This is a genomic window from Pseudomonas fontis (assembly GCF_028656955.1).
Taxonomy (GTDB): domain Bacteria; phylum Pseudomonadota; class Gammaproteobacteria; order Pseudomonadales; family Pseudomonadaceae; genus Aquipseudomonas; species Aquipseudomonas fontis.
Window position 1 is genome coordinate 1 of sequence record NZ_JAMDGY010000066.1, and the last position, 14706, is coordinate 14706.

The window sequence follows — 14706 nt, forward strand, 5'->3', positions numbered from 1 at the left end:
TGGCCTTGCCAGCGATAGGGTCAACGCAAATACCGCGTCTCACCCCACGCCAACACCGCCGACAACAACTGTTCCAACACCTGCTGCGTCGGCTGCGCCAGATCCTCACGGTAGGTGAATGGCTCCACCTCCTCCATATACGTGCTCTGCGCCAGCTCCAGCTGCACCGCATGAATGTCGTTGGCCGGGTCGCCATAGTGACGGGTGATATGCCCGCCCTTGAACCGCCCATTCAGCACATGGCTATACCCCCGCGCCTCACCACACACTGCCTCAAGCCGCCCAGCCAATTGCGCATCACAACTCGCACCATTGAACGTGCCCAGGTTGAAGTCCGGCAACTTACCTTCAAACAAATGCGGCACATGCGAGCGAATCGAATGCGCATCCCACAACAACGCATAGCCAAACTGCGCCTTCAACCGCGCCAGCTCGCTGCGGATCGTCTCGTGGTACGGCCGCCAGATTTTCTCCAGGTACTCCGCCCGCTCCTCCGCCGACGGCTCCTTGCCCGCCTTGAACAACGGCTCGCCATTGAACAGCGTGGCCGGGTACAAACCCGTCGTTGCACCTATATATAAAGGCTTGTCATCATCCGGCCGGTTCAGGTCGATCACGAACCGCGAATACTCCGCCGAGACTATGCTCGCACCCAAACCACGAGCAAAGTCGTACAAGCGCGGAATATGCCAGTCAGTGTCCGGCAAACTCTGCGCCGGCTCGACCAGCCCCGCCTTGACCACCGGGCTCAAGCGCAAGCCCGCATGCGGCATGCTGATCAGCAACGGCAACGTGCCTTGGTGAAAACTCAGTACCTTGTCCATAACGCCTCGCTTCAAACGTTCAATTCAACGCCGTGACGCACCACCCGCTTGTGCAGGTCGCCACCCAGCCAATACGCCAGGTCCGCCGGCCGCTCGATGTCCCAGGCCACGAAATCGGCAACCTTGCCCACCTCCAGCGTGCCATGGCTGTCGCCCAGGCCCAGCGCCGTGGCCGCATGGGTGGTGACGCCGGCCAGGGCTTCTTCCGGGGTCATGCGGAACAGGGTACAGGCCATGTTGATCATCAGCCGCACCGACAACGCCGGCGACGTGCCCGGGTTGAGGTCGCTGGCAATGGCGATCTTCACGCCATGCTTGCGCAGGGCCTCCATTGGCGGCAACTGGGTCTCGCGCAAGAAGTAGAACGCCCCCGGCAACAACACCGCCACCGTACCCGCCGCGGCCATGGCGATGGCGTCCGCCTCGTCCATGAACTCCAGGTGATCCGCCGACAACGCCTTGTAGCGCGCCGCCAGGCTGGAGCCATGCAACGACGACAATTGCTCGGCATGCAGCTTCACCGGCAAGCCCAACTCATGCGCCTTGCAAAACACCCGCTCGACCTGCGCCGGGGAAAACGCCAGGTACTCGCAGAACGCATCCACCGCATCCACCAGTCCTTCAGCCGCCAACGCCGGGAGCATCTCGTCGCAGATATGGCTGATGTAGTCGTCAGAACGCTCGACGTACTCCGGCGGCAAGGCATGCGCCGCCAGGCAAGTGGCGCGCACGGTGAGCGGCAGTTGCTCGCCAAGACGACGGATCACCTTGAGCAACTTGCGCTCACTGGCCAGGTCCAGGCCATAGCCGGATTTGATTTCCAGCGTGGTGACGCCATCACGCATCAAGGCCTGCACCCGGCGCAATGCACTGGCGTACAACTCATCTTCGCTGGCCGCCCGGGTCGCGCGCACGGTGCTGGCGATGCCGCCACCGGCCTTGGCGATCTCGGCATAGCTCACGCCTTGCAGGCGCTGCTCGAACTCGCCACTGCGGTTGCCACCAAACACGGTGTGCGTGTGGCAGTCGATCAAGCCCGGCGTGACCCAGGCGCCGCCCAGGTCCTCGTGGCGCTCGACATCAATAGTGTCCGGCAGCGCGTGACGCGGGCCGATCCACTCGATACGGCTGGCGGAGGTAACAATGGCCGCGTCCTCGATGATCGAGTAGGCGCCTTGCGCCATGCTGGCCACGTGGCAGTGCTGCCAGAGGGTTTTCATGCATTCACTCCGTGACTAGTTTGAAGTCGGTACTTCGGCGGCAACTACGACGCGCGGTTTGCACCACAGCCGATACGCCACGACCAGGAACAGCACCCAGACCACCCCGACCAGCAATGCCGCCTGGGTATCCGGGAAGTAACCCAGAACGCCAAACACGAACAGCATGAAGGCGATGGCTGCCAGCGGCCCATACGGCCAGAACGGTACCGGGAATTTCAGTTGTGCGACTTCTTCGCGGCTCATTTGCCGACGCATCGCCACCTGGGTTACCAGAATCATCAGCCACACCCACACCGTGGCGAAGGTTGCGATCGAGGCAATCAACAGGAAGACGTTCTCCGGGATCAGGTAGTTCAACACCACCCCGCCCAACAGCGCCGCGCCCATGACCAGTACGGTCATCCACGGTACGCCATGCCGGGAGATCTTCGCAAAGCCGCGCGGCGCCTGCCCTTGCTGGGCCAGGCCATACATCATGCGGCCCGCACCGAAGATGTCGCTGTTGATCGCCGACACCGCCGCCGAGATCACCACGATGTTCAGCACGGTCGCTGCCGAGCCGATACCCAGGTTGCTGAAGATCTGCACGAACGGGCTGCCCTGGTTGCCGATCTGCGGCCATGGGTACAGGCACATCAGCACGAACAGGGTCAGCACATAGAACAACAGGATGCGCAGCGGCACCGCGTTGATCGCCTTGGGGATGACCCGCTGCGGATCCTTCGCTTCACCGGCGGTAATGCCAATGATCTCGATGCCGCCGAAGGCGAACATCACCACCGCAAACGAGGCGATCAGCCCGCCCACACCGTTGGGCAGGAAGCCGCCATGTTCAGTGAGGTTGCTGATGCCGACAGCCGTTTCAGCCGAGCTCAAACCGAACACCATGATGCCCAGGCCCGCGAGGATCATCGCGACAATCGCGCCGACCTTGAGCAGCGACAGCCAGAACTCCATCTCGCCGAACACCTTGACGTTGCACAGGTTCAGCCCGCCGATCAGGAAGACGATGCCCAGCACCCAGATCCAGCGGGGTACGTCGGGGAACCAGAAGCCCATATAGATGCCGAACGCGGTCACGTCGGCCAGGCAGACGATGATCATTTCAAAGGCATAGGTCCAGCCGAGGATGAACCCGGCCATCGGCCCCAGGTAGGTGCTGGCGTACTGGCCGAACGAGCCGGCCACCGGGTTGTGCACGGCCATTTCACCGAGCGCGCGCATGACCATGAACACCGCAGCACCGCCGATCAGATAAGCCAGCAGCACCGCTGGCCCGGCCATCTGGATGGCGGCCGCCGAGCCATAGAACAGCCCGGTGCCGATGGCCGACCCCAGGGCCATGAAGCGGATATGGCGAGCCGTAAGCCCGCGCGTGAGTCCTTGTGCTTGAGATTGCATTTCGCGTTCCTGATTTTTGTTCTGGGCGAAAAGCGGCACGAGCCCTCAGTGGGCTCGCACGGCAAAACGACGGGCCAGGCAGCCCGTCACGGGTCACAGGCTAGGCAGCACCTTGGCTGGCAGCAGACCGGTCAGGTGACCTTCGGCCAGCAAGGCAATCGCCGCCTCGATGTCCGGGGCGAAGAAGCGGTCTTTTTCATAGAAGGCGACTTTGCCACGCAGGGTGGTGCGCGCCTGTTCCAGTTTTGCCGAGGTCTTCAGGCCTTCGCGCAGGTCCAGGCCCTGGCAGGCGGCCAGCCACTCGATGGCGACTACGCCACGGGTGTTCTCGGCCATTTCCCACAGGCGCTTGCCGGCCGCCGGGGCCATCGACACGTGGTCTTCCTGGTTGGCCGAAGTCGGCAGGCTGTCGACGCTGTGCGGGTGCGACAACGCCTTGTTCTCGCTGGCCAGGGCCGCAGCGGTGACCTGGGCGATCATGAAGCCGGAGTTCACCCCGCCATTGCCGACCAGGAACGGCGGCAACTGGGACATGTGTTTGTCCATCATCAGCGAGATGCGGCGTTCGCTCAGCGAGCCGATTTCAGCAATGGCCAGGGCCATGTTGTCGGCGGCCATGGCGACCGGCTCGGCGTGGAAGTTGCCACCGGAGATCACGTCACCTTCGGCCGCGAACACCAGCGGGTTGTCGGACACGGCGTTGGCTTCGATGCCCAGCACTTCGGCCGCCTGGCGGAACTGGGTCAGGCAGGCGCCCATGACCTGTGGCTGGCAACGCAGCGAGTACGGGTCTTGCACCTTGCCGCAGTTTTCGTGGGACGCCGACACCTGGCTGCCATCGCCCAGCAGGTCACGGTAGCAGGCGGCTACGTCGATCTGCCCACGCTGGCCACGAGCCTGGTGAATACGGTCGTCGAACGGCGAGCGCGAGCCGAGCACCGCTTCCACGGTCAGGGCACCGCAGGCCACGGCGGCGGCGAACAGGTCTTCCCCTTCGAACAGGCCGCGCAGCGCGTAAGCGGTAGACGCCTGGGTGCCGTTGAGCAGCGCCAGGCCTTCTTTCGCGGCCAGGGTCAGCGGCTCAAGGCCGGCGACGGCCAGGGCTTCCGGGGCCGACAGCCATTGGCCTTTGTAACGGGCCTTGCCTTCGCCCAGCAGTACCAGCGACATGTGCGCCAGCGGTGCGAGGTCGCCGGATGCACCGACCGAACCCTTGAGTGGAATGTGCGGGTAGACCTCGGCGTTGACCAGGGCGATCAGCGCGTCGATCACCTTGCGGCGAATGCCGGAGAAACCACGGCTGAGGCTGTTGATCTTCAGCACCATGATCAGGCGCACCAGCGCGTCGCTGATCGGCTCGCCGACACCGGCGGCGTGCGACAGCACCAGCGAACGCTGGAGGTTTTCCAGGTCGTGGCTGGCGATGCGGGTCGAGGCCAGCAGGCCGAAACCGGTATTGATGCCGTAGGCGGTGCGGTCTTCGGCAAGGATCTGTTCGACGCAGGCAACGCTGGCGTCGATCTGTGCAGCTGCGCTGGCGTCCAGGCTCAGGCGTACCGGCTGGGCGTAGATGCTGCGCAACTGGGCCAGGGTCAGCTGGCCGGGGATCAGGTTCAACGCATTCATGGATCTATTCCTTGTAGTTGTTCAATTCAGGGTCGCCACACGGCGTTGTACGAAGCGGTCGACGTAGTCGTCGGCCGGCGAATGGATAATTTCTTTGGGCGTGCCGACCTGGATCAGGCGGCCATCCTTGAGGATCGCGATGCGGTTGCCAAGGCGCAGCGCCTCATCAAGGTCATGGGTGATGAACACGATGGTCTTGTGCAGGCTCTGTTGCAGCTCCAGCAACTGGTCCTGCATGTCGGCGCGGATCAACGGGTCCAGCGCACTGAAGGCTTCGTCCATGAGGATGATGTCGGTGTCTGCCGCCAGGGCCCGGGCCAGGCCGACCCGCTGGCGCATGCCGCCGGAGAGCTGGTGCGGGTAGGCGGTTTCGTAGCCGTTGAGGCCGACGATGCCGATCCAGTGCTGTGCCCGCTCGGTGTACTGCGCCTTGTGCTCGCCGCGCACCTTCAGGCCATAGGCGACGTTGTCCAGCACGTTCTTGTGCGGCAACAGGCCAAAGCCCTGGAACACCATGCTGATCTTGTGCCGGCGGAACTGGCGCAGCGCCTCCATGTCGTAGCGCAGGATGTCTTCGCCATCGACCAGGATCGCCCCTTGGGTCGGGTCGATCAGGCGATTGATGTGGCGCACCAGCGTCGATTTGCCCGAGCCGGACAAACCCATGATGACGAAGATCTCGCCGCTGCCAATCGACAGCGACAAGTCGTTCACCCCGACCACGCAGCCGGTTTCGGCGAGCACCTGTTCCTTGCTGCACTGCTGGCGAACCAGGCTCAAGGCATCGTCGATGCGGCTGCCGAAAATCTTCACGACATTCCTCAGCTCGATCTTGCTGCTCGCCTGTGCGCTCATTTGCCCACCTCGTGCCGTGGCCGGCCATAGGCCTGGGTGATGCGGTCGATCACCACGGCAAGCACCACGATGGCCAGACCCGCCTCGAGACCACGCCCGACGTTGAGGGTCTGGATGCCGATCAGCACATCCTCGCCCAAACCCCGTGCACCGATCATCGAGGCAATCACTACCATCGACAGGGCCATCATGGTGGTCTGGTTGACCCCGGCCATGATGCTCGGCAGCGCCAGCGGCAATTGCACGCCAAACAGCTGTTGCCAGCGGTTGGCACCAAACGCGTTGATCGCCTCCATCACCTCCCGGTCGACCTGGCGAATGCCCAGGTCGGTCAGGCGGATCAGCGGCGGCGCAGCGTAGATCACCGTGGCAAAGATCGCCGGTACCTTGCCCAGGCCAAACAGCATCAGCACCGGGATCAGGTAGACGAAGCTGGGCATGGTCTGCATGACATCCAGCAGCGGCATCAATACCGCCCGCAGGCGGTTGCTGCGCGCCGCGAGCACGCCCAGCGGAATGCCGATCAGTACCGAGATCAACGTGGCCACCAGCATCAGGGCGAGGGTCTGCATCAGCTTGTCCCACAGCCCCACTGCACCCACCAGGAACAGCAGGCCGACCATCACCAGGGTCGGCAGCCAACGGCGGGTGGCGTGCCAGGCAACCGCACCAACCAGCGCCAACATCAGCCACCAGGGCGTGGCGCGCAGCAGGCCTTCGAGGTTGACGATGGCCCACAGCAAACTGTCGGAGATGTGCCGGAACACATCGCCGTAATTGGTCACCAACGCATCGACCCAGGTGTTGACCCAGTCGGCGATGGAGAAGGTCAGGTTTTCTGGAAACATAGCCTTCACTCGTCAGTTTGCAGTAGCCACCTGGCGGCAGCGCCTTGGGTGGCGTTAGCCGGTAATCATCGGCAGGTTCAGGCCCTGCTCCTTGGCGCAGTCGATGGCGATCTGGTAACCGGCATCGGCATGGCGCATCACCCCGGTGCCCGGGTCGTTGGTCAGTACGCGGGCGATCCGCTCAGCGGCCTCGTCGGTGCCGTCACACACGATGACCATACCGGAGTGCTGCGAGAAGCCCATGCCCACGCCACCGCCGTGGTGCAGCGAAACCCAGGTCGCACCGCTGGCAGTGTTGAGCAGGGCGTTGAGCAGTGGCCAGTCGGACACGGCGTCGGAGCCATCCTGCATGGATTCGGTTTCGCGGTTGGGGCTGGAAACCGAGCCGGAGTCGAGGTGGTCACGACCGATGACGATCGGCGCCGACAGCTCGCCGCTGCGCACCATTTCGTTGAACGCCAGGCCCAGCTTGGCGCGCTGGCCCAGGCCAACCCAGCAGATACGTGCCGGCAGGCCCTGGAAGCTGATGCGCTCGCGGGCCATGTCCAGCCAGTTGTGCAGGTGGTCGTCGTCCGGGATCAGTTCCTTGACCTTGGCGTCGGTCTTGTAGATGTCTTCGGCATTGCCCGACAGCGCGGCCCAACGGAACGGACCAACACCCCGGCAGAACAGCGGGCGAATGTACGCCGGCACGAAGCCCGGGAAGTCGAAGGCATTGGTCACGCCCTCTTCCTTGGCCATCTGGCGGATGTTGTTGCCGTAGTCGAAGGTCGGGATGCCCTGCTTCTGGAAGTCGAGCATGGCTTGCACATGCACGGCCATCGATTGCTTGGCGGCCTTGACCACGGCAGCGGGCTCGGTCTGTGCGCGGTCGCGGTACTGCTCCCAGGTCCAGCCGGCTGGCAGGTAGCCGTTCAATGGGTCGTGGGCGCTGGTCTGGTCGGTGACCATGTCCGGGCGCACACCACGCTTGACCAGCTCCGGCAGGATTTCGGCCGCGTTGCCCAGCAGGGCGATGGAGATGGCCTTGCCTTCAGCGGTGTACTTGGCGATACGCACCAGCGCGTCGTCCAGGTCAGTGGCCTGTTCGTCGACGTAGCGGCTGCTCAGGCGGAAGTCGATGCGGCTCTGCTGGCACTCGATGTTCAGCGAGCAGGCACCGGCCAGGGTCGCGGCCAGCGGCTGAGCGCCACCCATGCCGCCCAGGCCGGCGGTGAGTACCCACTTGCCTTTGAGGCTGCCGTTGTAATGCTGGCGGCCGGCTTCGACGAAGGTTTCGTAGGTACCCTGGACGATGCCCTGGCTGCCGATGTAGATCCAGCTGCCAGCGGTCATCTGGCCGTACATGGCCAGGCCCTTGGCATCCAGTTCGTTGAAGTGTTCCCAGTTGGCCCAGTGCGGCACCAGGTTGGAGTTGGCGATCAGTACGCGCGGGGCGTTGCTGTGGGTCTTGAACACGCCGACCGGCTTGCCGGATTGCACCAGCAGGGTCTCGTCGTCATTGAGGTTGGTCAGGCTTTCGACAATCTTGTCGTAGCAGGCCCAGTTGCGCGCGGCGCGGCCAATGCCGCCATACACCACCAGTTCCTTGGGGTTCTCTGCCACTTCCGGGTCGAGGTTGTTCATCAGCATGCGCAGTGGCGCTTCGGTCAGCCAGCTCTTGGCCGTCAGCTTGGTGCCGCGCGGGGCGCGGATCTCGACGTCACGGAATTTGTTCTGGTTGTTGTCAGTCACGAAAAGGGCTCCTCAGCGATCTATCCAGTCCCGACCCGGTCAGCGAGTCAGTGGGCGGTTGCAACAGCGCAGAAGGGACGGCCTATCCACTCATACGCACACATCTTTACTTGTACATACAAGCATATGCAATTGGGCGGCCACATGACTAGGGGGTCCATTGAAAATAGTTGAGCAATGCGCTGCAGGCCTCGCGAATCAAGCCGCAGGCGTTGTAAGAAAAAAGCTGGATGGATGTAGGGAGGGGGTGCAGACCAAGGCGGCGTTGCGCCACCTTGGGGTGTTCAGTAACAACGCCTGCGTTATCGGGAAACGCCCGACAACTCGATCACGCAGCAGCGACCGGTGGTTTCCAGCTCAAGCAATTGCTCGTTGCCGCTCAGTTGCAGGCAGTCGTACCGGCCCAGTTGCTGGGCGGGCTGACCACTGATGCTGACCGGCAGATCGGCCTGGGCGCTGAACAGCAACAGGGTGTTCGCGGCGCTGAAGACCTTGGTGCTGCCACTGAACCACTGCAACCGCGCGCGGTAGCGCTGTGGCGCATAGATCAGGTTGAAATCGCGAATCGGCCCGTCCAGCAGGCGGCAGGACACCTGGCTTTCACCACTGAAGGCGAAGGCATCGAATGGCAGCAACGGGCGGCAGGGCTGCCCATCAACCTGCAACTGCATGCCCTCGCCCTGCAACACGGTGATGATCCGCTGGTAGCCGGCAAAGCTGGAGAAGCCGCCCGATTCGCCGATATCGGCAATCGACAGGCGCCAGCCGAAACCGTCCAGCCCGCTGCCGCCATCGCGGGTGATTTCTTCGGTGCTGCCGCCGCCGTTCTTCCAGGGCATGCGTGGGTAATCGGCGGCACGTAACAGGGTCAACTGACTCATTTACTGAAGCGTCCTTCCAAACGATGACGGGAACCTGGGTGGATCAAGCGCGCGGCGGTCACCGGCTGGCGACCCGACCAGGTGCGCCGGCGAATCAGCAGGCACGGCTCACCGGCCTCGATCTGCAGCAGCTGGCATTCGTCGGGGTCGGCGAGAATCGCCTCGACCACGTGCTCGCCTTCGGTCAACGGCGCGACTTGCGACAGGTAGGCGTAGGGCGTCTGCCGGGTGAAGTCCTGATTGAGGTAGTCCGGGGCGACCTGCGCGTTGACGAAACGGTCTTCGATCTGCACGGGCACGCCGTTTTCGAAGTGCACGATCAGCGAATGGAACACCCGCTGGCCTTCACGCATGTCCAGCGCCAGGGCGCGCTCGGAGCCGGCAGCTTCCTCGGCCAGGGTGATCACCTGGCAGGTGTGCTCGTGGCCACGGGCGGCGATTTCGTCGGCGATATTGTTGACTTCGAACAACGCGGAGCGCGACTTGGGCTCGGCCACGAACGTGCCGACACCCTGCATGCGCACCAGCAGGCCTTCGGCGGTGAGTTCGCGCAGCGCGCGGTTGATGGTCATGCGGCTGAAGCCCAGTTCGTTGACCAGCTCGCTCTCGGACGGCACCCGGTGGTGCGGCGGCCAGGCGCCATTGTGGATCTGCTGGGCGATCATCTGCTTGACCCGGGCATACAGCGGCGCCGGCCCTTCGCCCATCTGGGCAACCAGCGCGGAGACAGGAGGTGTCGGCACGGCGTGAATCCTTGTTCGGTTGAATGAACGGTAGCTTGCCGGAGTTTACCGAGCAGGCAAACGTCTGTATATGTATATACAAATAATCCTAATAGAGGTGCCTGGTCGATGTCCGTCTTTTTTGCCGAACGTGCGCTGTTGCCTGGGGGCTGGGCCGAGAATGTCCGCATCGAGGTTGGCGCCGATGGCCGCCTGGCCCGCATCGAAGCCAATGCCGTGGCCGATGGCGCGCAGCGCTTGGCCGGGCCGCTGTTGCCGGGCATGCCGAACCTGCATTCGCATGCGTTCCAGCGCGCGATGGCCGGCTTGGCGGAAGTGGCGGGCAACCCCAATGACAGCTTCTGGACCTGGCGCGAGCTGATGTACCGGCTGGTTGGCAAGATCAGCCCGGACCAGCTCGAAGTGATCGCTCGCCAGCTGTACATCGAAATGCTCAAGGCCGGGTACACCTCGGTGGCCGAATTCCATTACGTGCACCACGACCAGCAGGGCCACGCCTATGCCGACGCGGCCGAGTTGTCGCTGCGCATCAGCGCGGCGGCGAGCAGCAGCGGCATCGGCCTGACGCTGTTGCCGGTGCTCTACAGCCATTCCGGGTTTGGTGGGCAGGCGCCGAATGACGGGCAGCGGCGTTTCATCAACAGCACTGAAAACTACCTGAAATTGCAGGAGCGCCTTGGCGCGCACCTCACGTCGCTGCCCACCCAGCAATTGGGCCTGTGCTTCCATTCGCTGCGCGCCGTGACCCCAGAGCAGATCGCCGACGTGCTGGGCGCCAGCGACCAGGCCTGCCCGGTTCATATCCACATTGCCGAGCAGCAGAAGGAAGTCGACGACTGCCTGGCCTGGAGTGGACGCCGGCCGTTGCAGTGGCTGTATGAAAACACCGAGGTGGATCAACGCTGGTGCCTGGTGCATGCCACCCATGCCGAGCCCGACGAAGTGACGCGCATGGCCAGCAGCGGTGCGGTGGCGGGCTTGTGCCTGACCACCGAAGCCAACCTGGGGGACGGGATCTTCCCGGCCGTGGATTACCTGGCCCAGGGCGGGCGGCTGGGGATTGGTTCAGACAGCCATGTGTCGCTCAGCGTGGTCGAGGAATTGCGTTGGCTGGAATACGGCCAGCGTTTGCGCGACCAGCGGCGTAACCGGCTGTATGGCGCAGAGCAGCCGATGGTTGGGCGGACGCTGTTTGATGCGGCGCTCAGCGGCGGCGCGCAGGCGCTGGGGCAGCCGATTGGGGAATTGGCAGTGGGCAAGCGGGCGGACTGGATTGTGCTGGATGGGCTGGACCCGTACCTGGCGACGGCCAGTGGCGACGGCATTCTCAACCGCTGGCTGTTTGCCGGGAGTGACCGCCAGGTGCGCGATGTGATGGTCAACGGGCAATGGGTGGTGCGCCAAGGGCGGCATGCCTATGAAGTGGAAAGCGCCCAGGCGTTTGCGGCGGTGCTGAGGTCTGTGCTGGCTTGAACCAAATCCTGGATCTGGATCTGAATCTGGATCTGAGCCTGAAACTGTGGGAGCTGGCCTTGCCAGCGATGAGGCCCGCATGGCTGGCAAGGCCAGCTCCCACAGTGGATTTGAGCAAGACAGTGGTGCCCTCAGAGGGCTATACAAAGCCAGATTACGGCTTACGCGCAATATCCCGGTCCGACACCCGCCAGATCAACCGCGTCGTGTCATACCCTTGCTGGCGCGCCTTGGCCAGCAGGCTCTCGCGCTCCAGCGCCGGCAACACCGGCTTGCGCGACAGAATCCACAAATACTTGCGATCCGGGTTGCCCACCAATGCCGTCTGGTACTCACTGTCTACGTACAACACCCAGTAATCACCCTTGATCGGCAGCACCCTGGACACCCAGTTGTCGAACACCACCCACAATTTGTCGGTCTTGCCCGGCACCTGCAGCGTCGCAGTGCCTGTTGCCTGCTGCCACTCACCCTGCAAGGTCCGGCACTTGTTCAGCACCGCCACATCGCCATCCGGCGTGAGCGTGTAATGCGCCTCGGACTGCGCGCAATCACGCTGGAAGAACATCGGCAAGCGCGCCATTTCATACCAGGTACCCTGGTAGCGCTTGAGGTCGACATTACCTGCCGTCTTCGGGTCCAACGGCCCATCACCCGTGTGGGCGCAGGCCGTCAGCAGCAGCCCGGCACACAGGCCGAGCAACAGGCGCAATGCGGTCATTTCAAACCCTGCCCCGAATACATCAGTACCTTGTCTGCCGCGTACTGAATGCTGATGAACGACTTCTCGTCACCCCAGGTGCAGCTGGACATGCCCAGCGCGCCGGCACACTCCTTGGGGCTGCCAAGCAGTTGCTCGACCTCGACCTTGGTCATGCCGGCCTTGAGCTGTGAATAGTTTTGCTGGTTGATCTTGTTGCACGCAGTCAACAGCACGCACAACGACAGCAGGGCGATGGAACGCAACGACATGAAAGGTCACTCCTGGACATGAGATGGCAGGCACGGATGCCTGCAACGAGCTTAGAAGGAAAAAAGCCGTTCCGGTTCCCCAAGCCCCCGGTTTTACTTGCCGTCAGCCTTTGGTCGAATGCCTGAAAAAACGATTAATCTTTTGCCCCGGGCGGACGACACAGGTAGGCGCTGCGACCAATTGCCGCGCTTCCCGTTGAACCGCCTTGTGCAGACACCGCAATGACAAAAAACCTGAAGTTCAGCCACAAGATCCTGCTGGCCGCCGCCCTCGTGGTCGCGGTCGCGTTTGCCTGTTTCATCCTGTTCAACGACTACCGCCAGCGCCAGTCGCTGCGCAGCAACACCGAAGCGTCGATGCAGGAGCTCGGCAGCCTGACCACCGGCAACATCCAGACCTGGCTGGAGAGCCGTATCCAGCTGCTGCAATCCTTCGCCCAGCAAGTAGCTGTCGATGGCCCCGGCAAGGACAGCCTCAACCGCAGCCTGACCCTGCCGGTGTATGGCAACAATTTCGCCCTGACCTACTTCGGCGGCCAGGACGGCGCCATGCAATCGGTGCCCGTCGGTAGCCGCGCGCCCGACTACGACCCGCGTGTACGCGGCTGGTACAAGGCCGCCAGCGCCGCCGGCAGCACCATCGTCACCGAGCCCTACATCTCGGCGTCGATGAACAAGCTGGTGATCACCATCGCCACCCCGGTCCAGCAAGCCGGCCGGATGATCGGCGTCAGCGGTGCCGACACCGACCTGGACACCATCAGCCGCATCATCAACTCGCTGAACTTCGACGGTAACGGCCACGCGTTCATCGTCAACGGCCAGGGCAAGATCCTCATCCACCCGGACACCAAGCTCGCGCTCAAGAGCCTGGCCGAGGTCTACCCCAAGGGCACGCCGGCAATCGGTGCGGGCCTGAAGGAGGTGGAAGTCGATGGCCGCAAGCAGTTCATCTCGTTCACCCACGTCAACGGCGTGCCGTCGGCCGACTGGTACGTGGCCCTGGTGCTCGACCAGGACGCGGCCTTCGCCATGCTCAGCGACTTTCGCACCTCGGCCTTCGTCGCCATGGTGATTGCGGTGGTGATCATCATCGCCCTGCTCGGCCTGCTGATCCGCGTGCTGATGGAACCGCTGCACATCATGGGTCGCACCATGCATGACATCGCCGAAGGCGAAGGCGACCTGACCAAGCGCCTGAACATTCATGCCCACGATGAGTTCGGCACCCTGGCCAAGTCGTTCAACCGCTTTGTCGAGCGTATCCACGAGTCGATCCGCGAAGTGTCTTCGGCCACTGGCCAGGTCAACGAAGTGGCCCTGCGCGTAGTCAGCGCCTCGAATGCCTCGATCCACAACTCCGACCAGCAGTCGAGCCGCACCAGCAGCGTGGCGGCGGCGATCAACCAGCTCGGCGCCGCCGCGCAGGAAATCGCCCAGAACGCCGCCCTCGCCTCGCAGCATTCAAGCGATGCGCGCAACCTGGCTGCTGAAGGCCAGCAGGTGGTCGACCAGACCATCAGCGTGATGAACCAGCTGTCGGCAAAAATCAGCGACTCGTGCGGCAACATCGAGACGCTGAACGCCAACACGGTGAACATCGGGCAGATCCTCGAAGTGATCAGCGGGATTTCCCAGCAAACCAACCTGCTGGCGCTCAACGCGGCAATCGAGGCGGCGCGGGCGGGTGAAGCCGGGCGCGGCTTTGCCGTGGTGGCCGATGAAGTGCGCAACCTGGCGCACCGCACCCAGGATTCGGCGCAGCAGGTGCAGAAGATCATCGAGGAGCTGCAAGCCGGCGCCCGCGTGGCGGTCAGCACCATGACCGAAAGCCAGAGCCACAGTGAGCACAGCGTCGGCATCGCCAACCAGGCGGGCGAGCGGTTGGGCAGCGTGACCCAGCGCATCAGCGAGATTGACGGCATGAACCAGTCGGTGGCGACGGCGACCGAGGAACAGACGGCCGTGGTTGAGTCGATCAATGTCGACATCACCGAGATCAATACGCTGAACCAGGAAGGGGTGGAAAACCTGCAGGCGACGTTGCGTGCCTGTCATGACCTGGAAAATCAGGTCACGCGGTTGAAGCATCTGGTGGGGAGTTTCAGGATTTGAGGTAGGCCTTG

13 protein-coding genes and 1 pseudogene are annotated in these 14706 nt (G+C 63.4%); 3 read left to right on the forward strand and 11 right to left on the reverse strand.

Features of this window, described 5'->3' with window-relative positions; translation table 11 throughout:
- Positions 1-20 precede the first annotated feature (20 nt).
- The 9 genes from hutG to hutC form a co-directional block, all read right to left on the reverse strand.
- Positions 21-824, reverse strand: coding sequence for an N-formylglutamate deformylase (hutG, locus tag M5G11_RS19695; RefSeq protein WP_273913686.1), 804 nt, complete (start codon positions 822-824; stop codon positions 21-23).
- 11 nt (positions 825-835) lie between these two features.
- On the reverse strand, positions 836-2044 hold the full coding sequence (hutI, locus tag M5G11_RS19700; RefSeq protein WP_273913685.1) for an imidazolonepropionase: 1209 nt from the start codon (positions 2042-2044) through the stop codon (positions 836-838).
- Between the two features lie 15 nt (positions 2045-2059).
- Complete coding sequence (locus tag M5G11_RS19705) at positions 2060-3448, reverse strand: amino acid permease (RefSeq protein WP_273913684.1); 1389 nt, start codon at positions 3446-3448, stop codon at positions 2060-2062.
- 93 nt (positions 3449-3541) lie between these two features.
- Positions 3542-5074, reverse strand: a complete 1533-nt coding sequence (gene hutH, locus M5G11_RS19710) for a histidine ammonia-lyase (protein ID WP_273913683.1) — start codon at positions 5072-5074, stop codon at positions 3542-3544.
- Positions 5075-5095: 21 nt separating this feature from the next.
- The gene (locus M5G11_RS19715; protein WP_273913682.1) at positions 5096-5929 is read right to left on the reverse strand and encodes a quaternary amine ABC transporter ATP-binding protein; all 834 of its coding nucleotides are present in this window, start codon (positions 5927-5929) and stop codon (positions 5096-5098) included.
- The gene (locus M5G11_RS19720) at positions 5926-6777 is read right to left on the reverse strand and encodes an ABC transporter permease (protein WP_273913681.1); all 852 of its coding nucleotides are present in this window, start codon (positions 6775-6777) and stop codon (positions 5926-5928) included. The genes M5G11_RS19715 and M5G11_RS19720 overlap by 4 nt, the downstream gene beginning before the upstream one ends.
- A gap of 54 nt (positions 6778-6831) precedes the next feature.
- On the reverse strand, positions 6832-8511 hold the full coding sequence (gene hutU, locus M5G11_RS19725) for a urocanate hydratase (protein WP_273913680.1): 1680 nt from the start codon (positions 8509-8511) through the stop codon (positions 6832-6834).
- A gap of 302 nt (positions 8512-8813) precedes the next feature.
- Positions 8814-9392 (reverse strand): HutD/Ves family protein, encoded by a 579-nt coding sequence (locus M5G11_RS19730; RefSeq protein WP_273913679.1) that lies wholly within the window; start codon positions 9390-9392, stop codon positions 8814-8816.
- Positions 9389-10099 carry a histidine utilization repressor gene (gene hutC, locus M5G11_RS19735; protein WP_273913687.1) on the reverse strand — a complete coding sequence of 237 codons (711 nt, stop codon included), beginning with the start codon at positions 10097-10099 and terminating at the stop codon, positions 9389-9391. The genes M5G11_RS19730 and hutC overlap by 4 nt, the downstream gene beginning before the upstream one ends.
- 144 nt (positions 10100-10243) lie before the next feature.
- On the opposite strand from hutC, the gene M5G11_RS19740 reads away from it, so the two are divergent.
- Positions 10244-11608, forward strand: coding sequence for a formimidoylglutamate deiminase (locus M5G11_RS19740; protein WP_273913678.1), 1365 nt, complete (start codon positions 10244-10246; stop codon positions 11606-11608).
- A gap of 154 nt (positions 11609-11762) precedes the next feature.
- Here the strand turns inward: M5G11_RS19740 and M5G11_RS19745 are convergent, their stop codons facing one another.
- Complete coding sequence (locus M5G11_RS19745) at positions 11763-12329, reverse strand: lipocalin family protein (protein ID WP_273913677.1); 567 nt, start codon at positions 12327-12329, stop codon at positions 11763-11765.
- Entirely contained in the window at positions 12326-12580 is a 255-nt protein-coding gene (bamE, locus tag M5G11_RS19750) for an outer membrane protein assembly factor BamE domain-containing protein (protein ID WP_273913676.1), read from the reverse strand. The genes M5G11_RS19745 and bamE overlap by 4 nt, the downstream gene beginning before the upstream one ends.
- 222 nt (positions 12581-12802) lie before the next feature.
- Here bamE and M5G11_RS27665 point away from each other — a divergent pair.
- Both M5G11_RS27665 and M5G11_RS27670 read left to right on the forward strand, forming a co-directional pair.
- Positions 12803-13840: pseudogene (locus M5G11_RS27665) on the forward strand (HAMP domain-containing protein); the annotation flags it as partial.
- Positions 13841-13969: 129 nt separating this feature from the next.
- Positions 13970-14695: a methyl-accepting chemotaxis protein gene (locus M5G11_RS27670; protein WP_420793895.1), complete on the forward strand. Its 726-nt coding sequence runs from the start codon at positions 13970-13972 to the stop codon at positions 14693-14695.
- Positions 14696-14706: the final 11 nt, after the last annotated feature.